Raw genomic sequence first — 22,514 nt, 5'->3', positions numbered from 1 at the left:
TAGCCAGCTGTTAGTCACCCCCGGCACACTCACGCCTGTTCCTACAGCCCTCCCTGCGCCCCGATGCTCTCCACCCTGCCCTTGCTGCTGGCCCTGGCCAACGCTCCTACCGCCGCCGCGCCCGTCCAGGACCCGGCACAGCAGGTCGCGCGCCGTGCCGTGCAGCAGGGCCGCTACGTGCCATTGGAAAGCGTGGTGCGCGATGCACTCAAGCGCTTTCCGGGGCAGCTGCTGGAAGTGGAGCTGGACGATGGTGTCTACGAAGTGGAGATCCTGCGCGGCGACGGCGTGGTGGTGGAGCTGGACTATGATGCGCGCAGCGGAAAGCTGCTGAAGACGGAGCTCGACGACTGATGCGCATCCTGTTGGCCGAAGACGATGCCGCACTGGCACAGCGCCTGGTGCCCCTGCTGGAGCAGGCCGGCTACGTGGTGCATGTGGTTGCCGATGGCCGCCAGGCCGAGGAGATCGGTCAGATCGAGGACCTGCAGGCGGCCATCGTTGACCTCGGCCTGCCCGGGCTTGACGGATTGAGCGTGATCGAGCGCTGGCGCGGCAACGGCCGCGGCTTCCCGGTGCTGGTGCTGACCGCGCGCGGGCGCTGGCACGACAAGCTGGCCGGCTTTGATGCCGGTGCCGACGACTACCTGACCAAACCGTTCCAGGCCGACGAACTGGTGCTGCGCATGCGCGCCCTGATCCGCCGCAGCCATGGCCATGCCAGCCCGCGACTGCACTGCGGGCCGCTGCAGCTGGACGTCAACGCCGGCCGCTTCGAACTGGACGGACAGCCGCTGGCGCTGAGCCCGCAGGAGTTCCGCCTGCTCAGTTACTTCATCCACCACAGCGGCCAGGTGATCGGCCGTGATCGTCTGGGCGAGCAGGTGTTCGAAGGCGGCCACGACCCGGACTCCAACGCGCTGGACGTGCTGCTGGGTCGGGTCCGCCGCAAGCTCGGCATCGATCTGATCCAGACCGTGCGCGGCCAGGGCTGGCGGCTGGCCGCACCGTGAGCCGGCAATCCTCGCTGCGGCGGCGCCTGCTGCTGGCTGGCGGCGTCGGCCTGCTGCTGGTTTCGCTGCTGGCCAGCGCACTACTGGGCGAACTGTTCAAGCGCAGCGCGCGTGATCGGCTGGACCACGAACTGCAGCAGGACATGCTGACCCTGCTGGCGCAGGCCGAAGTGAACCCGGAAGGACAGCTGCGCCTGCGCCAGCAACCGAATGACGCGCGCTTCCAGCGGGTGTTCTCCGGTTCCTACTGGCAGATCGCCGGTGCCGATGGCCGCGTGCTGCTGCAGTCGCGCTCGTTGTGGGATGAAACGCTTCCCACCACCGTCACTGGCCCGGCCACGCGCAACCTGGCCGGGCCGCTGCAGCAATCCTTGCGCGCACGTGTGCAGCAGGTGCGCCTGCCACGTGCCAGTGAACCGTTCGTGGCCGTGGTCGCCACCGACCGCAGCGCGCTGGATGCCGATGTTGCCGCATTCCGGCAGCGCACCGCCATCGCGTTGGGTGTACTGGTCGCAGCGTGGCTGGCGGTGCTGGCCAGCCAGGTGCACTTCGGCCTGCGTCCGCTACACCGCCTCGGTGCACAGCTGGAACGGGTGCGGCGCGGCGACGCGCAACGCATCGACACGCAGGGACTGGGGGCAGAGGTCGCGCCACTGGGCGAAGAACTCAACGCGCTGCTGGAGCACCAGCAACGCATGGTCGCGCGCGCGCGCACCAGTGCACAGGACCTGGCGCATGCATTGAAAACCCCATTGAGCGTGCTGGCCACCGAGGCTGACGGCGACGGCGCGGACTGGCGGACCACCGTGCGCGAGCAGAACGCACGCATGCAGGCCAGTGTTGACCGTTACCTGGCGGCAGGGTTGGCCGCAGACCATCGCCAGCGCAGCGACGTTGCGACTGTCGCGCAGGCGCTATGCCGGTTGATGGCACGCGTGCATGGCGAACGCGGCATTGCGTTCACGGCCGCAGGTATCGATCCAGCGTTGCAGTTCGCCGGTGCCAGTGCAGATCTGGAAGAGATGCTGGGCAACCTGCTGGACAACGCCGGGCGGTGGGCGCGACAGCAGGTAGACATCACTGCGGACATCAGCGACGGACAGCTACGCATCGAAGTACGCGACGACGGCCCGGGCTTGGCCGCGGAGTCACTGTCACAGGTCACCCAGCGCGGTGTGCGGCTGGATGAGCGCGAGGGCAGCAGCGGGCTGGGCTTGGCAATCGTGGGCGATATCGCCGCCAGTTATGGCGGGCGCGTGGCGCTGGAGAATGCGCAGCCGGGCCTGCGCGCGACGTTGTGGTTGCCCGTGGCGTGACGCACCGCTGCGCTCGCCGGGCGCCGCCCGGCGCTACCGGTTCACCCGCACCCGGTAGGTGTCGACCTTGGTCGACACGCATCAAGCATCAACGGTGATGCATCCACCAGCAATCAATCGCGTCCAGCACGATGTGGATGATCAAACCGATGCCGAACAACCTGGTCTTCTTCGGCACGCACAACCCGGCATAGACCGCGATGGCCGGGGCCGTATGCAGTGGGTGGAAGCCGATGCTGCAGCGGTTCGGTGCGTAGATCGGGTCGGCCAGCAGGTGGTCCAGATCGATGATCCAGCCCAGCAGCATCAGCAACCACGCCGAGGCGAAGCGCTTGCGCCAGAACAGCCATGCCAGCAGGGCTGGCACGGCGGCATGCAGGAACAGGTGGAAGATCGCGCGCGCGCTCATCGCAACGGTAGCGCCGGGCAAGCCCGGCGCTGTCCATCAGACCAGAGGTTCGTCGGACAGGTAGGTGTAACCGGTCAGGCCGGCTTCCAGTGCCTCCGACAGCTCCTGCGCGCGTTCCGGCGACAGCTGCGCCTCGGCCACGCGCTGCGCGTAGGTCGCGCGCAGCTCATCCAGGCGGTAGCCCACGTAGTCCAGCATCACGTCGGTGGTGTCGCCGCGGCGCTGCTGGGTGATGGCGTAGCCATCGGCGTCGGCCAGCACTTCCACCGCGTCGGTATCGCCGAACAGGTTGTGGATGTCGCCCAGGATTTCCTGGTAGGCGCCGACCATGAAGAAGCCGATGCGGTAGCTCTCACCCGGCTTCATCTTGTGCAGCGGCAGCGAGCTGTCCAGGCTCTCGTTCTCGACATAGGTTTCCACCATGCCGTCCGAGTCGCAGGTCATGTCGGCGATGATGCCGCGGCGGTCCGGGGTTTCGTCCAGGCGCTCGATCGGCACGATCGGGAACACCTGGTCGATCGCCCACACGTCCGGGATCGATTCGAACACGCTGAAGTTGACGAAGTACTTGTCGACCAGGCGCTCGTTCAGTTCGTCCAGCACCGGGCGATGGCTCTTCTCGTCATAGCTCAGGCGCGCACGCACACCGTGGGCAATGGCGTAGAACAGATCGTCGATGCGCGCACGCTGCGGCAGGTCGATCTGGCCCAGCGCGTAGCTGGCCAGGCCTTCGGCATGGAAATGCTGCGCTTCCTGGAACAGCTCCACCGCCGGGCGCACGTCCAGTTCGTCGTGGATCTCGCGCAGGTGGCGGATCGCCGCCGGCTCGTCATCGTGCTGGTCCGGCACGCGGCCTTCCTGCGCCTCTTCCACTTCCGACACGTTGGCGATCAGCACCGCGTGGTGCGCGGTCATCGCGCGGCCGCACTCGGTCACGATGCGCGGCGGGGTCAGGCCGAACTCTTCGCAGGCATTGGCCAGCGGCTGCACGATGTTGCTGGCGTAGGAATGCAGGCCGTAGTTGATCGAGCAGAAGCTGCGCGAACGGGTGCCTTCATAGTCCACGCCCAGGCCACCACCCACGTCGACGTGGGTGATCTTCGCGCCCAGGCGCGACAGCTCCACGAAGTAGCGGGTGGCTTCGCGCATGCCGTTGGCGATGTCGCGCACGTTGGAGATCTGCGAGCCCATATGGAAGTGCAGCAGGTTCAGGCAGTCGGCGTACTCGGTGTCACGCAGCGACTTCCACAGGTCCAGCAGCTGGCGCGGCGACAGGCCGAACTTGGCCTTGTCGCCACCGCTGTTCTGCCACTTGCCGGCGCCCAGCGAGGCCAGGCGCATGCGCACGCCCAGGCCCGGCTTCACGTCCAGCGCCTTGGACTCTTCCAGCACCAGCTTCAGCTCGGACGGCTTCTCGATGACGATGAAGGTCTGCAGGCCCAGCTTGCGGCCGATCAGGGCCAGGCGGATGTACTCGCGGTCCTTGTAGCCATTGCAGACGATCAGGCCACCCGGACGCGACAGCGCCAGCACGGCCATCAGCTCGGGCTTGCTGCCCGCTTCCAGGCCGAAGCCCTCGCCGTGGTGGCTGGCCAGGGTGCCGGCCACGCCGCGGGTCTGGTTGACCTTGATCGGGTACACGGCGGTGTAGCCGCCGCTGTACTCCCAGTCCTGCTGGGCCTGGGCGAAGGCCGCCTGCAGCTTGCCCAGGCGCTGGCCGAGGATGTCCGGGAAGCGCACCAGCAGCGGCAGCTTGGCGCCCGCCGCGCGCGCCGCATCGACCACCTTGGGCAGCGACACCACCGGGCCGTCCGCCCCGGTCGGTCTCACCACCATGTGCCCGGCCTGATCCACGTCGAAGTAACCGTCCGCCCAATGCGGGATCGAGTAGGTCTTGCGGGCTTGGTCGAGGGACCAATCGGTCATTTCAGTCGGCCTTGTTGGCAATAAAAGGGGGGGCATGATAACGCCTATATGCCCACAGGTTCGTTATCATGCGCGCCCGCGCCCGTGACAGGTTTCAACCTGAACGGGCCGATCCGTCCGGATGTGGCATCTGTGCCACGCGGCCCCGCCCGCCAGCCCGGCTCCACCCCTCCGAACAGGACTGTTTTCCAATGACTGACAGCAACAACTGGTACATCGAACACTTCGAGCGCACCGGCTCGGCCATCGGCTACCGCATCACCGGCAAGCTGGACGAGGTGCAGTCGCCGTTCCAGAAGATCGAGATCTTCCAGACCACCGACTGGGGCAACCTGATGACCATCGACGGGGCCATCATGCTGACCAGCAAGGACAACTTCTTCTACCACGAGATGATCAGCCACCCGGTGCTGTTCACCCACGCCGCGCCCAAGCGCGTGGTGATCATCGGTGGCGGCGACTGCGGCACCCTGCGCGAAGTGCTCAAGCACACCGGCGTGGAGAGCGTGACCCAGTGCGATATCGACGAGCAGGTCACCGTGATGGCGCGCAAGCACTTCCCGGAACTGTGCGACTCCAACGACGACGCCCGCGCCGAGCTGCTGTTCGACGACGGCGTGGCCTACATGGCCAACTGCCCGGCCGGCAGCGTGGACGTGGTGATCGTGGACTCGACCGACCCGGTCGGCCCGGGCGAAGGCCTGTTCAACAAGGCCTTCTACGAGAGCTGCTTCAAGGCCCTGAAGGACGACGGCATCCTGGTGCAGCAGTCCGAGTCGCCGCTGATGCAGCTCGAGCTGATCAACGAAATGCGCACCGAGATGGGCAAGGCCGGCTTCGGTTCGTTCAAGACCCTGCCGTTCCCGCAGCCGTGCTACCCCACCGGCTGGTGGAGCGTGACCATGGCGCGCAAGGGCGACAGCAGCTTCGACTTCCGCCAGGCCGACTCGGCCGCCAAGACCTTCAACACCCTGTACTACACCGCCGCGCTGCATACCGGCGTACTGGTGACCCCGCCGTTCGTGCAGGCGGCATTGAAGGGTTGATCCAAACAAAAACCCGCGCTGGCGACAGCGCGGGTTTTTGCTTTCTGTAGAGCCGAGCCATGCTCGGCTGCATTTCGCGCAGAAGCAGCCGAGCATGGGCTCGGCTCTACAACATCCCCCGCGCGCGACCCGGCCGCGGTTCGCTCACAGCGCCCAGATACCCGCAATCACCGCCACCACCAGGCCCCACTTGATCACCTGGTAGGCCACCACGCTGCGCTCGCGCAGTGCCTTGGCCTTCAGGCGCACCTTGTAGACGCTGCCGAACGCCTTGTTGACGCCACCGGTCGGGTCACCCGGCAGGTTCGGCGAGGCACCGCCGGCCAGCAGCGTGGCCGCCACCGCACGATTGAACAGGCTCGGCAGGCCGAAGCGCAGCGGGCGGGCGATGTCGCAGAACAGGATCACCCGGTCATCGGGCGTCTCGTTGTGCGCGTGGTGGATGTAGGTCTCGTCGAACATCATCCACTCGCCATCGCGCCAGCTCTTCTTGATGCCGTCCACTTCGATGTAGCAGCCGTCGTTGTTCGGCGTGGCCAGGCCCAGGTGCAGGCGCAGCGAACCGGCGAACGGATCGCGGTGCGGACGCAGTTCGCTGCCCGACGGCAGCTGCGCGAACATCGCCGCGCGCACGTCCGGCAGCGACTCCAGCAACGCCGTGGTCTTCGGGCACATCGCCTTCGCCGACGGGTGCGACGGGCCATACCACTTCAGGTAGAAGCGCTTCCAGCCACGGCGGAAGAACGAATTGAAGCCGGCATCGTTGAACGTGCTGGAGGCCGCGATCTTCTGCGCATCGCGCAGCGCCAGCGCCTCGTCGCGGATCATCTGCCAGTTCTGGCGCAGCGGCTCCAGCTGCGGGAACTCCTTGGCCGGGTCCAGGAACGGCGTGGTCGGCACCTTCGAGAACATGTACATGACCACGTTGATCGGGGCCATGAAACTGGAGTGGTCCAGCAGCTGGCGCGACCAGCGCGCGCGCACCTTGCCACGGAAGTGGATGTACAGCACGCAGGCGACGAACAGCGCTGCAATGACGATTTTGATGATCAAAACACTTTCCTCCAGCCGCAGCCGGAACGGGAAACAGGGCGATGCACGGCCAAGCGGCCAGCACCGGTGGGGACCGCGGCAGGGAACGGGGACGTGCCAGGAAGGGGCGGCCGCCGATGTCGCGAATTAACAGCTTATGGTCGGCAGGCCGTGCGTCGGGGTCAAGCCGGACGTGCGTGACGTTCAGCGGGCCGCGGATGAACGAAGCGACGCGACGCCCAACCTATTGATTCTGAAAGAACCAAAGACGAAGTGAGACGGAATTGTCCGATCGGGTGCGACGAACTGTTCCAGCCACGACCCCGACATTTCTCCGACAAATCGTGGAATAGCGAACTGGCGAGTACTAAAATTAACGAAAACTTAGTAACTCCCTGTAACACCGGTTCGCTTGACGCTTTGCGCCACCCACCGGGTCGTCCGAGACCCCGACATGCATCTCCCTGCCCTGCCCCCCTCCTCCTGCGGCGAAGACGCCGCCACCCCGCTGCTGCTCAAGCGCGGCGAACGCTTCCTGGCCCCCGACGTCTATCGCACCTGCCTGGACGGGCGCGAGGCGGTCATCAAGGACTACTCCCGCTACCGCGGCACCCCCGTTTCACTGATCGCGCGGCTGATGGTGCGCCGTGAGGCCCGCATGCTGCAGCGCCTCGGCGGCTGGAAGCATGCCCCCGCGCTGCTTGGCACCCTGGGTGGCCTGGCACTGGGCATGGAGTTCATTCCCGGCCAGACCCTGAGCACCGCGCAGGCCGTGGGCAATGAAGTGTTCGAGCAGCTGCAGCACGCGCTCAGCCGTTTGCATGCCGCCGGCATCACCCACAACGACCTGCATGGCACCAACGTGGTGGTCAGCGGCGGCGTGCCGGTGCTGCTGGACTTCACCTCCGCCTGGCGCGCCCCGCGCTGGCTGCGCCGCAACCCGCTCAGCCGGCAGATGCGCCGCAGCGACATGAAGAACCTGCTGAAGATCCGCCAGCGCATGACCGGCCAGGCCCCGAGTGCCGCGCAGGCCGCACTGGTGGCCGACCCCGGCTGGGTCGCTGCCGTGCGCCAGGGCTGGAAGCGGTTCTACAAATGGGCCAAGCGCCGGTAGGGGGCGAGCTCGCTCGACCGCTTTACCGCTCTTTGTAGAGCCGGGCCCGTGCTCGGCTGCTGTTCCTGCATCGCGCGAAATGCAGCCGAGCATAGGCTCGGCTCTACAACATCCCGCCGAACGGGTTATAACGCGTCCGCGTCCAGCTCACCGGTACGAATACGCACCACACTGCCCAGGTCGTACACGAACACCTTGCCGTCGCCAATCTTGCCGGTGCCCGCCGCCTTCACGATGGCCTCAACCACGGCCTCCACCTGGTCATCGGTCACCGCCACTTCCAGCTTCACCTTGGGCAGGAAATCGACCACATACTCCGCGCCGCGGTACAGCTCGGTATGGCCCTTCTGGCGACCAAAGCCCTTCACTTCCGTCACCGTGATGCCGGTAACCCCACGCTCGGCCAGCGCTTCGCGCACGTCGTCGAGCTTGAACGGCTTGATCACCGCCATGACCATCTTCATCGTCTATCTCCTGTCTTCCGGCGTGGAGGATAGCGCCTGAACGCGCCCGGTGCGAAACAGCCCACGCCTGTGCGGGCGACCGGCCCAGCAGTATCCTTGTGGCCTGCACGGCCCGCCCGCACCACGGAGTACCCCCATGATCGACCTGAACCAACTGGATGACCTTGCCCGTCGCTTGAGCGACCTGGTGCCGCCGGGCCTGCGCGAATCGCGCGAGGAACTGCAGGCCACCTTCAAGAGCGCGTTGCAGGCGGGTCTGGCCAAGCTGGACCTGGTCACCCGCGAGGAGTTCGAAGTACAGCGCGCCGTGCTGCTGAAGACCCGCGAAAAGCTGGATGCGCTGGAAACGGCCGTGCGTGAGCTGGAAGGGCGCGGCACCGCAGAATGAAAAAAGAGGCGCAGTGCGCCTCCCGTTTACAGATTATTTCCCGGATGGGGCCTTGCAGCAAGGCCCACCGGGCGCCCTAGACTCGCCGGCCTGTCGATCCGGCAGCACAGAGAGGGGCAGCAGCGATGGCGCAGGACACCGATTGGACACCCGTTTCGCATGACACCTGCGACCAGGTCGCCGGGCCGTTCTATCACGGCACCCGCGCTGATCTGGCGGTGGGCGAGTTGCTGAGTGCGGGCTTCCGCTCCAACTATCGCGACAGCGTGGTAATGAACCACATCTACTTCACCACGATTGCCAAGGGCGCCGGGCTGGCTGCGGAGATGGCTAGAGGTGAGGGGCGGCCACGCGTGTATGTGGTGGAGCCGACCGGGCCGTTCGAGGACGACCCGAATGTGACCAACAAGAAGTTTCCCGGGAACCCGACGCGGTCGTATCGCAGTGCGCAGCCGTTGCGGATTGTGGGGGAGATTGTGGAGTGGGAGCTGTATGACGCGGAGTTCGTCCGGCAGTTGAAGGCGTTTGTTGCTTCGGGGAGTGGGGAGATCATCAATTGAGGGAAGGAGAGACACGTGCTTTGGCCGACGGAGGATCAACGCAGCAGGTCGTCGAACGATGTCCGCTCCCGGCCAAGAGCGGACTCTCGCAGTACCTTGAACAGACCCAACCACGAATTTGCCTGGCCTGGAACGAAGTATCGGGCCGGCACTACTTGAACATCTCCAACAGATCCTTGTCTTCATGCCGCTGCTCCCACGTGGAGAGAAAACAGAAGCTCACACCACTTCGCATGGCAGCCTTCTGGAACCCGGCCAGTTCTTCCTTCGTGACCGGGTACTCAACCGGATCAAAGTGCAGAATCCCCCACGGCTTGACGAGAGAGAACCCAGGCAGGAGTTCCGAGAAGATCGCCTTGAGCAGGGGCCGGATACTCGAAAAGTCCTTGATCGGGCCCGCGCGATTGCCAAGGGCATGACACTGACGACGGATGGTCCTGTCTCCACCCACCACGCGCGCAATGAAGTGGTCCTGGTGCACTCGAACGTAGATCAGCTGACGGCGAAAGATCTTCATCCCCATCTCAAAGCCACGCGCTCAACAGCCATCCATGCAACTGCATGCCCATCCATCAATGCGCAGGCTGCACCTTCAGCGCGCTTGAATCCCTTCGCAGCAGATACAGCGCAACCAGGAATGGCCACAGCGAGTTGATCGACGAGAACACGCGCTGGGTCAGCCCCCGGTAGCCCTCCGGGTCCGCGCCCACCACGTTCAACCAGAGATAGACGATGCCCCCGATGCTCACCACAGCGGTCACGGCGTATGCCCTTCGGTTGGCAGACCACGCGCTCAGTTCGATGTGCGACATCGCCGGTGCAATGATGTTTGCGATACCGATGGTGTAGAAGCCGTGCATCGGATGGCCCATGGGCCAGAGACCGTTGGTCAGCATGGAGATGCCAAAGATCATCCAGCAGATCGCGCCTACGGCAATCCGGCGGCCGGACTCCCGCCATACCCCGATGGCAAACGCCACGAAGCCCACGCCGCAGCCGATGGGGGCAATCCTGGCGCAGATGCTTGCAAGCGTTGGTGCCTGCAGCAGTTCGCTGGCGTGCTGTGCAAGCGGGTTGTAGCCCGGCGCGAACACGGCGGCAACGCTGGTCCAGAACAGGAACCACGGAAGCGGGACCAGACCCGCAGACAGAAGAAGTCGATTGCGGCGTAACACGTACAGTGATCCTTGTTTTGGCCTGCACCAGTGGGTGGAATCCGTTCAAACGCCGCAGAACCTTCCTGCTTCGGGTAGGACAGCTCCGGGTGACTACAGCGGTAGTCAGATTCTGCGTGACGCCCTACGGGGTCAATAGGCAAAAAGTCACTCACGCTTGGAAGCGAAGTACGCGTCAGCCATCAGCGGCCGTCGCACCGGTTCCTTCGCAATGGCGGCGGCATTGACCCCTACCCGTTGGCATTCCGAACAACAGCAGGTAATCGTTACTGCGCCACCGTGCATCGGTGGTCGGGACTCGAAAGGCCGTTTTGTTGGGAAGTGGTTTGTGCTTGCCAGCCGGCATCACCTTGCGTGGTGTCGGCTGGCAATCCGTCTGCCGGCTATGGAAGGAACGGTGCGCTGGCAAAGGCATTGGCCGGATGACCGGCCTGTCGGCGTCAGGCCCGGCGCAGGATCGCTACCGGGGCTTCTTTGGCTGCTCGTCGAGCCGGTACAAATGCTGCGGCCTGCCCCAACAGAAGCACCGTGAGTACGCCAATCGCGAGGAATGGCGCTTCGATCCTGGCTACCTCGTAGTATCGGGCCACGGCCATGTTCAGGCCGATGGCCAGTGCGGTACCGACAACAGACCCGGTGGCGGTGAGAATCAGGTTCTCCACCAGGAAGTACCGGAGGATGTCGGATTTCCGGGCGCCCAGTGCGCGCCGGATACCGATCTGCCGATACCGCTTGCGGACCCAGAAGCTGGCCAGTCCGTACACGCCCGTTGCAGTTACCACCAACAGCGCCAACCCGGAACTCAGGAACATGATCGCCATGGTCTGATCGTGGCGGAAGTAGTCGGCGCGCAGCTCGCGGAACGAGGTGCTGCGGGCGATGGTGCGGTTCGCATCGCGTTGCGACAACGCGGCTTCACTGGACGCAATCACGTCCGCCACTCGCCCATCCCCAGCACGGATGGCGAACATCACACGAGGCCCGTCCGGAATCAGCGGCAGGATGAGTGACATGTCGTTGTCTGCATCGGTCTTCAGTACAGGCCGGGAAAGTGTCTTGACGATGCCGACCACTTGGATGGGATGCCGCGCATCGGCATACAGGAACTTGCCGACTGCACCGCCCTCCGGAAACAGCTTGTCCGCCAGTGCCTGGGAGACAACGGCCTCGCTCGCCTTGTAGAGCCCGGCATAGTCGGCGCTGGCCTCCATCGGCACAAATACTCCCGCAGAGAGGTCTCGGCCGGCAACAATGGTCAGACCCAGCACCTTGGCTGCAGGCGAAGATGCCGTGTAGACAGTCGGCTCTGCCTCGACGATGCCGGAGAGATCATTCCCTTCAAGCACCTTGTTGGTGAATCCCACCCTCCAGCTGCGCTGGGAAAGGGGAAGCGATTCTGCTGCGATAGCCTGCTCCACGCCTGGCTGCTGCCGGATGGCCTCCAGGTCGGTCTTGATCGAGGCTGCAGGGTTGGCTGCTGCAGGCCCCAGGTACTCGGTCTCGATGATACCCAGGTTCGCCTCTTCCAGGCCCGTCTTGTAGGTGAGGGTTCCCAGCCGCTCGGACAGAAGAAACGCAAGGTTTGTCACACACGCGGTGGCTACCAGCACCTGCACCAGAAGAATGGACGCGATGAAGCGGTTGCGAGTAAGCGCCCGGACGATAAGGGGGAGTTCCGCAATGCTCATTCTGACGCCTTGATCTGCATGGCCAGACGGCCTGAGGTAGCGCGCAGCGCAGGGAAGAACGCAGCAACGACACTGGAGACACACGCCAGGCCCACGGTGAGAGCGGCCATGCCCAGATCCATGTTGGCCAGTGAGGCGTAGTCTTCCGGCTGCATCCGCACAAGGGAGAGGCCGGCCTCCGCAACGATCAACCCTACCGCCCCGCCCAGGCCGCCGATGATCAGTGCTTCAGTGCAGAGCTGATAGATGACGTCCTGCCGGCGCGCACCCAGCGCCCGACGGATCGATATCTCATGTGACCGGCGGATGAATCGGGCGAAGATCAGGGCACTCATGTTCAGCAGGCAAACGATCAGGAAGCCCAGGCAGAGCGCCAGCTGCAGCTTCACCTCGTTGGGGATGATGCGATGCTCGACCAGGAAGTCCTTCAAGGAAACCATGCGCGGCACGGTTGTCCTGTCAAACCTTCCCGCCTGCTGTTGTGTACGTGCGTAGTTGCCCAGGAAGCGCTCGTACTGCTCGACACTGGCCGCGTCAGGCAACTCGGCCCAGAACTGGATCCATGATGTGCGGGCGTCCTGCAGGCGATTGAGGGGTTTGTCACTGCTCCATGAGAAGATGTTGTTGGAAACCGTCATCTGCATTTCTGCCGCGACACCTATCGGGATGAAGAAGTCTTCGCGCCCCTTGAACACGTCCTGCTGAAGGTCCGTATAGAACCGGGGGCGCGGGCTCCACGGATCGGCAACACCCACCACCGTGAATGCTTGCCCCCCAAGCCGAACCGTTGTTCCCACCAGGCCTTCACCGCCCAAACGAGCAGCGAGATCCTGACTCAACACGACGACCCGGGCCTGGGCAGCATCATCTTCACGGGTCCAGGCCCTGCCCTGCACCACAGGGATGCCGAACATGGCAAACGCATCTGCAGTGACATACTGCCCCTGCGCGAAAAATGGGATCTGCACGCTGCGCTGCGCATCCACCAATAGACGAGCAGATGCCAGCGCGGTCTGATGGGAGGCGGGGCCCTGCCGAAGCAGGTTCTGCGCATCTACCCAGGTGAGGGCCACGCGTGGGTCCATGCCAGGCCTGACGTCGTACGACGCAGGGAGTGCGTCAATAAAGGGGTGATAGAGATGCTCGCTTCGCCCCGGTAGTGGATCCCACGTCATTGTCCGCACGACAGTCAACATCGTCATGCTTGCGCCGATGCCCAATCCCAGCGCCAGGATCAGCGCGGCGCTCATCCCCTTGGTTTCCAGAAGCCTTGTGCGGGCCAGCGCAAAGTAATAGCCGAACATATACGTCGCTCTAATGCAGGAAGGTGGCTGCAGTCGGAATCACGTCGACCGGCTCAATCGAGATCCACGCTGTGCTGTTCTGCACCCTGTCGCAGGCTTCCAGCAGATGCATCAGGCGGAAGCGCGAGCGCTGGATGATCCGGAGGACAACTTCGATGTCTTTCTCGCTTCGATCCTTGATGAACGCCCTGGGTATCTTGTTCTGATTCAGGGAGTCCACAACCGCTTCCAGGGTCAGGTAGCTGAGCCGCTGGGTGGAGGCACTGTCGATGAAGATTGAGGCGCTTTCCGCCATGCGCGGCAGAAACGCCGCCAGCAAGGCCTGAATGCTGTCCTGGGAGTGGTTGAAGTCGGAAAAGACCATGTCAATTCCGCCGTCAAAAGCGGCGGCCTGGGCAATATCGGCAAAGGCGATCTCCTGCCAGTTGGCAACAACGTGATTCTCGACCCCGGCCCACTGGAATACATGCTTCAGGAAAGCGGGATAGTCCTGCCCCATCTCCCGCAGTGAATCGGCAAGCGGCCCCTGCAGGCCCTCGACAAACCTGATGCCTGGCTCACTGGAGAAGTGCGAACCATTGTCATAGGTGTGAATGACACCGCTGCCGTTCTCCCGTAGTGCACCGGCCATCCAAGCCGCAGTGACGCCAAACCCGGTACCCAGTTCGACAACGATGCGCGGGCGCGTCCGCTTGACCAGGCTGTACAACAGTACGCACAGGTCCTCGCTTCCGTAGGCCCAGCCCATCGACTCGCGCAGCGAGCTCAGCTTCTCAAGCAGCATTCGCACCTCCGGCGTTGCCGGCAAGCAACCACGCATCCATTGCAGTCTGCACAGCGGTATCGGCGGCGACGGAACGAAGGTAGGGCGAGAATGCATGGAAGGTGACTGCTTGATCCGTCACGTACAGGAGCATCTCTCCCGCTTCGGAACGGAAGGCCTGTGCAGCTGCTCGCGTCAGCTTCCCACACACAACATCATCGACCTCAACGCTTGCACGGGGAAAACAGATTCCGTTGTAGTCCCGCCCAAGGAACCAGGCGATCACAGGTATGCCCTTTGGCCTGGACACGTGGAACTGATGCCTGCGGCGCTCTTCATCATCAAGCTGTCGTTCCTCCCGCCAGTCAAAAAGCGACCAGACCGACTTCTGCATGGGGTCTTCGATACGGGACAAGTCTGGTTCTTCGTACCCAAAACTGTAGGCGAAGTCAGGCGTATTCGCCTCTGGAAGAGCGCGTTCGATTTCAAGCCACTGCACGTTCAGCGGGGCCAAACATCGGGATACACCGCGCGTGCCGGTGTCGTGACAGAGGCTCACCCCCAGCGCCAGAAGCGGCTGCAGGCGGATATGGAACCAGCGGGCGTCCACTCCGTGCTCGGCCAGAAACCGTTCGATCTGCGTTCCTTCCAGAGAGAAGACCCGGTTTACCACGTTGGCCCCGCGGAACAGACTCTCAAGATGCGCACCGGGGCTCAAGCGGAGAACCTCGGGCCAGGGCTGATCCTTCATTACCGGTACCAGCTCATCAATGTGCACGGCAGGGACACCCGTAGCCAGCGCCCGCAGCGCAACCGGGTCAAAGTGATCCGCATGGATGACAACTGTTCTGCTCATTGCTGCCACTCCCCATAGCGATACTCTCGCTTCATCTCTGCCTGCATCTGATCAATCATCTGCCCGACCTCACCATGGATGGCATCCTTGCTCATCAACCGACCGCTGAGATTCTGCTCGATCAGGAAGCCGGCGGCGCAGACGGCCAATCTGCGCTGGACGTGGCGCTTGGCGGCTTCACCCAGGTCCGGAGAAATCTCGAGATGACGCTTGAGCAGGCGGTGACACACGTAGTAGACGAAGACCGCGTGGATATAGGAGGAGTCGGAATGGGATTGCCGGACCACGGAGACACGACACGGTGCCGGTAGTCATTGGCAACGAAGAACCCGTTGGCAAGCTCCCATGCGGCCAGATAGTTGTGGGTGCTTTCATGCATGATGCTTTCCATGCACGCCTCAACCAGAAGTTCCGGGTTATGCGTGTTCAGCAGTCGAATGGAACCTGGCTGCCTCGGCACATGCTCGGAGCCGTAGCGGCCGGCTTCATCGGACGTAACCTCTGCCGACTTGCGCACGGTGATCCGCCGGACGAAGTTTCGGATGAGAAGGCCGTACATGGGTTCTGACCGGTCGATCGCTGCCAGCGCCTCTGCCAGCTTTCGCGAGACATGCTCGCGCTCCGCATCGGTCAGCGGTAGGCACGGTTGGCTCAGCGCTCCAGAGCGTGGCTCATGGTGCCGCGCCGGTGGGCTCTCAAGATCGAGCGCGATACAGTCACCCAGCTTCGGCAACTGCCGAAGGGTCCACACGCCCGTGGCATCCTTTTCCGCAACGCAGTCTCCAACGGGACTGTAGAGCTGCCACTGCCGTGCCTCTCTCAAGTACCTGTCGGTCCGTCCCTGTGCCAGCTCGGCGATCGACTTCTCCCGAGCGATGATATCGTGCAGCGCGCCAAGCGCGCGGGCCTGTTCCTCTGCCCTCTCCTGCTCGTCGGCTCCTGACTCCACCCTGCCCTTCCGCGCAGACTCCAGGCACAGATATTGCTCGCAGAATTCGGAACTGAGCAGCACACGGGCTTGGCGATCGGGCCCGAGTGACTGGTAAATCTGGTGCATGGCACGAGTCATGACTCCGTATTTCTGGTCAGCAAGCACTTCCTGAAGTCGCGCTCTCATCCTGCGGAGTCTTGACCACAGGATGCCCTCGACGACCGACTCCATGCATTCTGACGTGTCTGCGATCTCCATCAGGCAGATCGGGCTTCTTACATCAGGCCGTTGCGCCTGGGTCATCGAATTCATCTTTCTCCTCCATGCAGTCATCGCCGTCCTCGCTACTTGCTCCTGGCTGCTCTTATCCACCCTTCAAATCCAACTTGAGGCCAAAGATCGAAAGCCACCTCCGGCCTCTATAGGCTCTGCATGACAGTGATCTACGTGCAAGGGGCGGAGAGATCCCCGCCCCTCTCCCTTCAGACGTCGAATCGGGAATCGGCGGAACTGCGCGAAGCAAATGCCATCTGCTTGCTCGCCGTGTCATGATGGTGATGCGACCCGATGGAATCGGAGTGATGGTGCCCATCTGCGAGAAGCGCAGATTTTTCCTCTGTGAACTCACTAATGCTCAGGGACTGCATATCCGCCTGGATAGACGTCGACGCCGCAATGTCATTGACGAAAGTGCTGTTCGGTGCGGCAGCAGATGCCGTGCCTGCGGCCGCAACACCCGCAATGATCAGCGCGAGGGGCGAGAGATTCTTCACAGCAGTGCGTTGGGTCATTTGTCTTTACTCCATGTAATGGTGGGCATTTGATCTTCTGAGCTGCGAACGTGATCAGCGTTGTAGCTCAACTTGATTCAACGACCTGACGGTATCCGGCTGCAACCTCGCTGCTGTGCCGCACACAGCTTCCGCCTCGCGTGGGCGGTTGCGCCCCAGCTGCCACTGCGTTCAGAGAACAATCATCACGGGTTGAGCGCTTGCATTTGCACTTGTGCGCTTGCCCTGAAAGGGCGTCACTGTCGCGAATGTCTTGGCCAGGGATAGGGAGGACACGACTGCCACCCCGTATCGTGACCTGTGAGAAGCAGCGTCCTCAGCACATTCAAGAAGAGATTCGTGCGAGAACCGACATATATAGACCTGCTACAGAATTGACGATCTGTCTTGACGCCCACACACTTCCCCGCATGTTCTGTGCAAGGCGGCCTAGGAAGGGGGGTATTCATGGAGTTCCGCACAGATTCACTGTCGGCTCGGATCCGCGCTGCTCGTATCGGCAGCGGGCTATCTCAAACCGATCTCGCCAAAGCCCTGAACGTGAACCGGGCAACGGTGGGCCACTGGGAACGCGAACTAGGCTTCGTGCCGTCTATCGACCATCTGCATGCGTTGAGCAGGGTCACTTGCGTGAGCGTATCTTGGCTGATTTCAGGTGACACCATCGCCGATGGTGGGAAGCCGGAAGGAATGCGCCTGCAATTGGAAGCACGCATGTTGACGGCATCGCGCAACCTTCCGATCTCCCTCCTCGACAACATTGTTGAGTTGATGAGGTCTGCTGAACGCCATATCTGACGTCGTCCCGACGACTGAACCACACGTAGTGGCTGCCCGGATAAGTCCTAGATATCACGCCGAAGTATTCCGATGGTGATCGGCACGCCACCTGTCGCACCATCAAGCACCCCTCCGCAGGAAACCACACATGAGCCTGGCGCTGGTCCACAGCCGTGCCCGCGCCGGGGTCGACGCCCCACTGGTGCGGGTGGAAGTGCATCTCTCTGGCGGCCTGCCTGTCACGCAGATCGTGGGCTTGGCGGAAACCAGCGTCCGCGAATCACGCGAGCGCGTGCGTGCCGCCCTGCTCTGCGCGCGCTTCGACTTTCCGCAGCGACGCATCACTCTGAATCTCGCGCCCGCCGACCTGCCCAAGGAAGGTGGACGTTACGACCTGGCCATCGCCCTGGGCATTCTGGCCGCCAGTGGCCAGGTCGATCCGCAGTCACTGCTGCAATACGAGTTCCTGGGTGAGCTTGGCCTGACCGGCGAACTGCGGCCGGTGGCAGGTGCGCTGCCGGCCGCGATCGCGGCCGCTGAAGCCGGGCGCATCCTGGTGGTGCCGCCAGGGAATGCCGCAGAGGCTGCGTTGGCCGAGCACGCTGATGTGCGTGTGGCGCGTACGCTGCTGGAATGCTGCGCCGGGCTGGGCAATCCGCGCCTGTTGCCACCCGCGGAGCGCGTGGACACGACACCGTTGCCGCTGCCCGATCTGGCCGACGTGCGCGGGCAGGCACACGCTCGGCGCGCGTTGGAAGTGGCCGCAGCGGGTGGGCACCATCTGTTGTTGATCGGTAGTCCTGGCTGCGGCAAGACACTGTTGGCCTCGCGCCTGCCCAGCCTGTTGCCGGATACCGAAGAGACTGAGGCGCTGCAGCTTGCCGCGATTGCGTCGGTGAGTGGCGAAGGGCTGGACCCAAGACGTTGGCGGCAGCGGCCCTTTAGAGCGCCCCATCACAGCGCGAGCGCGGCGGCGCTGGTGGGTGGGGGCAACCCGCCCTGCCCCGGTGAAATATCACTGGCCCACCATGGAGTCCTCTTCCTTGATGAGCTCGTCCTTAGGTCCTCAAGTTGACAGACAACCCTCGGATCCACCGGGCAACTCAGCTTGAGCCAGTCTCAATCCTTGCTACAAGGCCGATCAACACTGGACGTCTGGGGCCAAGCACCCAAAGAACACCAAATTTAACCACGGAACGGTCATTTTGGCTCACGAAATGTAGATTTCGGATCACCAATGGGCCAAAATGTAACAATTGATGGAGGATTCCCGATGGCCGCGCGAACCACTAAGCGAGCCCCCGATGAGCAATTTGAACACGTCCTAGACGTCTGCAGGGCAGCCATACAGACGGGAGAGGAAATCCCTAGACATCAGGTCCAGCGGTTGCTTGAGTTCCTAGAACAAAACGGGGAGAAGTCCAAAGCAGCGGATCTGCAGAAGCTGCTGAATAGTGCGGCAAAGAACATAGGTGCAGCCCCCCGCCGCCTGGTGCGCTCGTTGGCCCAAACGGGACGCGAACCTCTGGGACGCGCGGTGCGCCCTCCGTTGGACAAGGAAACGTCCGCCCCCCTGGCTGACATCATCTGGCCTGAGGAGCTGCCTGACGCTCCTCCCATTCTTCCCAAGCAACTGCAGGAGTTGGCAGCTAGTTTTATCAAGGAGTGGGAGCTCTCCGACGCCCTGCTACAGGTCGGGGTGTCTCCGACCCGCAGCGCGCTAATCTATGGGGAGCCCGGAACTGGCAAGACACATCTCGCGCTTTGGATCGCAAATCAGCTTGGCATGCCCGTTGTGCTGGCACGTCTAGATGGCATGATTTCTTCGTTCTTGGGAACGACCTCCCGAAACGTGGGCAACCTTTTCGACTTCGCCGAACGGTACCAGTGCGTCCTTCTTCTGGACGAGTTCGACGCCGTAGCCAAGATTCGCGACGATCCGCATGAAATGGGGGAAATCAAGCGCGTAGTCAACACGATGCTGCAGCGCCTTGATCTCAGGCAAGCCAGTGGGGTGACGATTGGCATCACCAATCATGAGCAGCTTCTAGATCCGGCAGTTTGGCGTCGCTTCCAGATTCAGATCCGTATGCCCAAACCCTCCCTCGAAGGGCGTGTCGCTATTCTTCAGCGCTACCTCCCCCCCATCGCTCTGTCCGAGGCGGAAGCTCGGTTCCTTGCCTGGGCTACTTCCGACATGTCCGGGGCGGACATTCAGTCTATTGTGAACTCTGTCAAGCGACTGAAGGTAGTTACAGCCGCGCAGAATTTAACTTTAGTTGAACTTCTCAGGCGCGTGGCCGATATGCACAATGACCGAATTGGCCACGAACAGAAGCGGATTCTGTCCATGGCCGATCCGCAGGCAGTAAAGGCCCTGGCCTCGGCAGCCGATGCGGATGGAGATATACAGTCCCTCATGAATGTTTTTGGGAAGTCCCGAAGCACTATCAAGAGGTGGTTGGATCACTGATGGAACAGGGGGAAGGACAATGGCTGCACCAGTCCAAGTTATTTTGGATGCGAGTACCTATGTAAAGGATTTCAGAAGGCCTGCAGGCGGCTCCAAGAAGGATGTGTTCGCCGGCAAGGACGGCGATTTTAGGCAACATAGGGATCGGCTCGTTCAGCAGGTTCGTAGCCTGGCCAAGTCCAGAAGCGCCTTTCAACGATCATCGGTCGCGATCGCCGCCGTAACGCTCAAGCCAGTTGCACTTGCAAAGAGCAACCGGCCTAAGCAGCTCTTTGATCAGAGCCGATTGCCCTCTATGGGTACAGCCAGGCCAGCGGAGGTACTGCTACAGGTAACCAAGGATTCTCTCGGCTTCCTAGCAGATCGAATCGGCGAGGCTGACGTGACAGTACCCATGAAGGAGGTGCTGGACCGAAAGACCAATCGAAAGGTCAAGACTCCCAATCCGAGTCAGCTGCGTTGCGACGTTGGAGTCGTGGATGAGATCGTACTTTGGGATGACGAACGACGCCTTCCCATTCCATTGGATCAGATGAGTGCGTGGTTCCGCAAAGAAGGGACACCACTCAGCCTGATCGTCCGCCTATTCCAGTTTGAAGGCGGCGAAGCCAAGAAGCTTCAGAGCAACGAACTCAAGACGCTGAGTGCAGATATCGGTAAGCTCGGATGCCTTGTTGAGCTAGACGCCGACGAGTTTGGAGAGGGGTTCCAACAAAGCGTACTCCTCGTCCGCTGGAAGCGATCCAGGGACGGCCAGGACATCGCTAGCGCGGGATGGATCAAGGCCCTCCCTGAAATCGTCCAGAGACTCTCCAACAGTCCAATCGTGCGCACGATTCACGTCCCGGCGCGAATTACCTCAAGCGATCATCCGACTGCCAAAGCCGCTAGCCGCGCAGGGAAAATCCCAGTGCCATCGAAGGGTGCATCGTACCCGGTCGTTGGAGTCATTGATGGTGGCATTTGCTCAACTCTCGCCCCTTGGCTGGAACCGAGCACCAAGTACCTAATCCCCGCGGACGGTGATCCATCTCACGGAACATCGATTGCGGGACTTCTGATCATGGGACAGCAGCTCAATGGCCCAGAGGTCTGCCCGGAGCCTGATGGATGTAGTGTCGTCGACATCTGCCTGATGCCGAAGGATGGTCGTGACACGTTCCGTAAGTATTACGAAGACGGCGCAGCTCTTTTCCGGAAGATCGAATCAGCCGTGGTGAAGGCCAAGAGCGCGCACAATGCCAGAGTCTTCAACTTCAGCTTCAACATCGACGTTCCATCAACTTCCGACAATGATTACTGCTACGAGACCGAGTGGCTGGACCGAATCGCATGGAAGCACGATGTTGTATTCGTAGTTTCGGCCGGAAATCTGCCCGGGGGAAGCACCCGCACTGAGTGGCCCGAGGACCACGTCCGGGCCGTTAGTATCCTTGCTCAGCGCTTGCCCATCGACGATCTTATTCGAGCACCTGCCCATTCGCTGGCAAACGTGTCTGTTTCAGCCGTTAATCCACCGAAAGTGAGCGGGCATGTGCCAGGTGCGCTGGCATCTTACTCTCGTCGTGGACCCTCAAGTTTTGGTGGATTGAAGCCTGACTTGGCTCACTTCGGAGGCTGCTCAGGCGATCCCACCGGCCTGAAGTCTGTCATCGAGGGAGGGAGCTACAAAGACGTCAGAGGGACTAGCTTCGCCGCACCATTGGTGGCCAAGACCATGGCCAGGTATTGCCAACTGATTCCAGGAAACATTTCACGCGAACTCATCATCGGCTTGGTAATTCACCACTCCAAACTGCCGCAGCTGTTCGCCAAGCCTCCACTCGCCGATCAAGCTAAAGACCTTGTTGGTTTCGGTGTTCCACTTCCCGCCCTACCTTCAATCGAAGGCAAAGACTCAAGCATTACCTTGGTGTTTGAAGCCACTCTGCACAAGGGGCAACGCCTTGAGTTCAACTTCGCGTGGCCAAAATCTCTGGTCAAAGCAGGCAAGTGCCGCGGGAGGGGCCGTCTGACGCTGGTATCGAGGCCTGCGGTCGACTCTGGCAACGGCGATGAGTTCGCCAGGACCCAACTTGATGGCCACGTGAATCAGCTCGGACTGAATGGCAAGCCGAAGGGCGGCGTATTCGCCATCGGGCTACCTGATGCCATCCGCGGCAAGAACAGCAGGGCCAAGGAATCCGTTCTGCGCCGACACCAACTCAAATGGGGACCTGTGAAGGTTTACGACTTTGAGAGCCCCAGCGGTGTCGGTGAGTCGTCTCAATGGAGACTGTTGGTTGAGTCTCTTGAGCGAGCGGAAGGCGAAACCCCCAAAGATGGCATCAAGTTTGCGGCGCTGCTGACCATCGAAGACATCAAGGATATCGAGCCGGTCTTTACCGAGTTGCGACAGGATCTACTCAGCCAATCCGTGCAGTTGGATGATGTGCGATTTGCAAGTCGTACCCGTGCGCGCCGCGGCCCGAACAAGGCAATCTAA

General features: G+C 62.3%; 22 protein-coding genes and 1 pseudogene. 11 read left to right on the top strand and 12 right to left on the bottom strand.

Translation table 11 applies throughout. The annotated features are described in order from the left end of the window. The first annotated feature begins 63 nt into the window (after positions 1-63). The 3 genes from N5D45_RS13560 to N5D45_RS13550 are packed head-to-tail and all read left to right on the top strand — an operon-like array spanning position 64 to position 2,329. Complete coding sequence (locus N5D45_RS13560) at positions 64-354, top strand: PepSY domain-containing protein (RefSeq protein WP_010482069.1); 291 nt, start codon at positions 64-66, stop codon at positions 352-354. Further along, entirely contained in the window at positions 354-1,013 is a 660-nt protein-coding gene (locus tag N5D45_RS13555) for a response regulator transcription factor (protein ID WP_228354880.1), read from the top strand. The genes N5D45_RS13560 and N5D45_RS13555 overlap by 1 nt, the downstream gene beginning before the upstream one ends. Then, positions 1,010-2,329, top strand: coding sequence for a HAMP domain-containing sensor histidine kinase (locus N5D45_RS13550; RefSeq protein WP_057503736.1), 1,320 nt, complete (start codon positions 1,010-1,012; stop codon positions 2,327-2,329). The genes N5D45_RS13555 and N5D45_RS13550 overlap by 4 nt, the downstream gene beginning before the upstream one ends. 88 nt (positions 2,330-2,417) lie before the next feature. On the opposite strand, the gene N5D45_RS13545 is transcribed toward N5D45_RS13550, so the two are convergent. Together N5D45_RS13545 and speA are read right to left on the bottom strand one after the other, a co-directional pair. Further along, positions 2,418-2,738, bottom strand: a complete 321-nt coding sequence (locus N5D45_RS13545; RefSeq protein ID WP_005411369.1) for a DUF6122 family protein — start codon at positions 2,736-2,738, stop codon at positions 2,418-2,420. Between the two features lie 36 nt (positions 2,739-2,774). Continuing rightward, the gene (speA, locus tag N5D45_RS13540; RefSeq protein ID WP_005411370.1) at positions 2,775-4,664 is read right to left on the bottom strand and encodes an arginine decarboxylase; all 1,890 of its coding nucleotides are present in this window, start codon (positions 4,662-4,664) and stop codon (positions 2,775-2,777) included. A 191-nt stretch (positions 4,665-4,855) separates the two neighbouring features. Between speA and speE the strand changes: the two genes are divergently transcribed. Then, positions 4,856-5,710: a polyamine aminopropyltransferase gene (gene speE, locus N5D45_RS13535; RefSeq protein WP_010482074.1), complete on the top strand. Its 855-nt coding sequence runs from the start codon at positions 4,856-4,858 to the stop codon at positions 5,708-5,710. A gap of 144 nt (positions 5,711-5,854) precedes the next feature. Here the strand turns inward: speE and N5D45_RS13530 are convergent, their stop codons facing one another. After that, positions 5,855-6,760: an aspartyl/asparaginyl beta-hydroxylase domain-containing protein gene (locus tag N5D45_RS13530; protein ID WP_049435834.1), complete on the bottom strand. Its 906-nt coding sequence runs from the start codon at positions 6,758-6,760 to the stop codon at positions 5,855-5,857. A gap of 436 nt (positions 6,761-7,196) precedes the next feature. On the opposite strand from N5D45_RS13530, the gene N5D45_RS13525 reads away from it, so the two are divergent. Then, positions 7,197-7,856: an RIO1 family regulatory kinase/ATPase gene (locus N5D45_RS13525; RefSeq protein WP_043401280.1), complete on the top strand. Its 660-nt coding sequence runs from the start codon at positions 7,197-7,199 to the stop codon at positions 7,854-7,856. A 125-nt stretch (positions 7,857-7,981) separates the two neighbouring features. Here the strand turns inward: N5D45_RS13525 and N5D45_RS13520 are convergent, their stop codons facing one another. Then, positions 7,982-8,320, bottom strand: coding sequence for a P-II family nitrogen regulator (locus N5D45_RS13520; protein ID WP_005411374.1), 339 nt, complete (start codon positions 8,318-8,320; stop codon positions 7,982-7,984). A 136-nt stretch (positions 8,321-8,456) separates the two neighbouring features. Here N5D45_RS13520 and N5D45_RS13515 point away from each other — a divergent pair, with 136 nt between their 5' ends. Next, a complete protein-coding gene (locus N5D45_RS13515; RefSeq protein WP_010482078.1) occupies positions 8,457-8,708 on the top strand; it encodes an accessory factor UbiK family protein in 252 nt (83 codons plus the stop codon). Between the two features lie 125 nt (positions 8,709-8,833). Continuing rightward, positions 8,834-9,268, top strand: coding sequence for an NAD(+)--rifampin ADP-ribosyltransferase (gene arr / locus N5D45_RS13510; protein ID WP_057503737.1), 435 nt, complete (start codon positions 8,834-8,836; stop codon positions 9,266-9,268). Between the two features lie 151 nt (positions 9,269-9,419). On the opposite strand, the gene N5D45_RS13505 is transcribed toward arr, so the two are convergent. The 8 genes from N5D45_RS13505 to N5D45_RS13470 form a co-directional block, all read right to left on the bottom strand. Further along, complete coding sequence (locus N5D45_RS13505; RefSeq protein ID WP_049435835.1) at positions 9,420-9,785, bottom strand: hypothetical protein; 366 nt, start codon at positions 9,783-9,785, stop codon at positions 9,420-9,422. Positions 9,786-9,840: 55 nt separating this feature from the next. Then, complete coding sequence (locus N5D45_RS13500) at positions 9,841-10,443, bottom strand: DUF998 domain-containing protein (RefSeq protein ID WP_057503738.1); 603 nt, start codon at positions 10,441-10,443, stop codon at positions 9,841-9,843. 440 nt (positions 10,444-10,883) lie between these two features. Continuing rightward, positions 10,884-12,131, bottom strand: coding sequence for an FtsX-like permease family protein (locus N5D45_RS13495; RefSeq protein ID WP_064968347.1), 1,248 nt, complete (start codon positions 12,129-12,131; stop codon positions 10,884-10,886). Continuing rightward, the gene (locus tag N5D45_RS13490; protein ID WP_279939098.1) at positions 12,128-13,435 is read right to left on the bottom strand and encodes an ABC transporter permease; all 1,308 of its coding nucleotides are present in this window, start codon (positions 13,433-13,435) and stop codon (positions 12,128-12,130) included. The genes N5D45_RS13495 and N5D45_RS13490 overlap by 4 nt, the downstream gene beginning before the upstream one ends. A 10-nt stretch (positions 13,436-13,445) precedes the next feature. Continuing rightward, positions 13,446-14,219, bottom strand: coding sequence for a class I SAM-dependent methyltransferase (locus tag N5D45_RS13485; RefSeq protein ID WP_057503740.1), 774 nt, complete (start codon positions 14,217-14,219; stop codon positions 13,446-13,448). Beyond that, positions 14,209-15,054 carry a hypothetical protein gene (locus N5D45_RS13480; protein WP_279939097.1) on the bottom strand — a complete coding sequence of 282 codons (846 nt, stop codon included), beginning with the start codon at positions 15,052-15,054 and terminating at the stop codon, positions 14,209-14,211. The genes N5D45_RS13485 and N5D45_RS13480 overlap by 11 nt, the downstream gene beginning before the upstream one ends. A 121-nt stretch (positions 15,055-15,175) precedes the next feature. Further along, positions 15,176-16,297, bottom strand: coding sequence for a hypothetical protein (locus N5D45_RS13475; protein ID WP_279939096.1), 1,122 nt, complete (start codon positions 16,295-16,297; stop codon positions 15,176-15,178). Between the two features lie 170 nt (positions 16,298-16,467). After that, positions 16,468-16,776, bottom strand: coding sequence for a hypothetical protein (locus tag N5D45_RS13470; RefSeq protein ID WP_134735152.1), 309 nt, complete (start codon positions 16,774-16,776; stop codon positions 16,468-16,470). A gap of 447 nt (positions 16,777-17,223) precedes the next feature. On the opposite strand from N5D45_RS13470, the gene N5D45_RS13465 reads away from it, so the two are divergent. The 4 genes and pseudogenes from N5D45_RS13465 (at position 17,224) to N5D45_RS13450 (ending at position 22,514) form a co-directional block, all read left to right on the top strand. Further along, positions 17,224-17,574 carry a helix-turn-helix transcriptional regulator gene (locus tag N5D45_RS13465; protein ID WP_057503744.1) on the top strand — a complete coding sequence of 117 codons (351 nt, stop codon included), beginning with the start codon at positions 17,224-17,226 and terminating at the stop codon, positions 17,572-17,574. Positions 17,575-17,704: 130 nt separating this feature from the next. After that, positions 17,705-18,610, top strand: a pseudogene (locus N5D45_RS13460) (YifB family Mg chelatase-like AAA ATPase); the annotation flags it as partial. Between the two features lie 219 nt (positions 18,611-18,829). Next, positions 18,830-20,029, top strand: coding sequence for an ATP-binding protein (locus N5D45_RS13455; protein WP_279939095.1), 1,200 nt, complete (start codon positions 18,830-18,832; stop codon positions 20,027-20,029). A gap of 19 nt (positions 20,030-20,048) precedes the next feature. Continuing rightward, entirely contained in the window at positions 20,049-22,514 is a 2,466-nt protein-coding gene (locus tag N5D45_RS13450; RefSeq protein WP_279939094.1) for a S8 family peptidase, read from the top strand.

This window comes from Stenotrophomonas sp. GD03819, assembly GCF_029841665.1.
Lineage (GTDB): Bacteria > Pseudomonadota > Gammaproteobacteria > Xanthomonadales > Xanthomonadaceae > Stenotrophomonas > Stenotrophomonas geniculata.
Note: the sequence above shows the minus strand (reverse complement) of the source record. Positions and strands in the feature narration are given on the sequence as shown.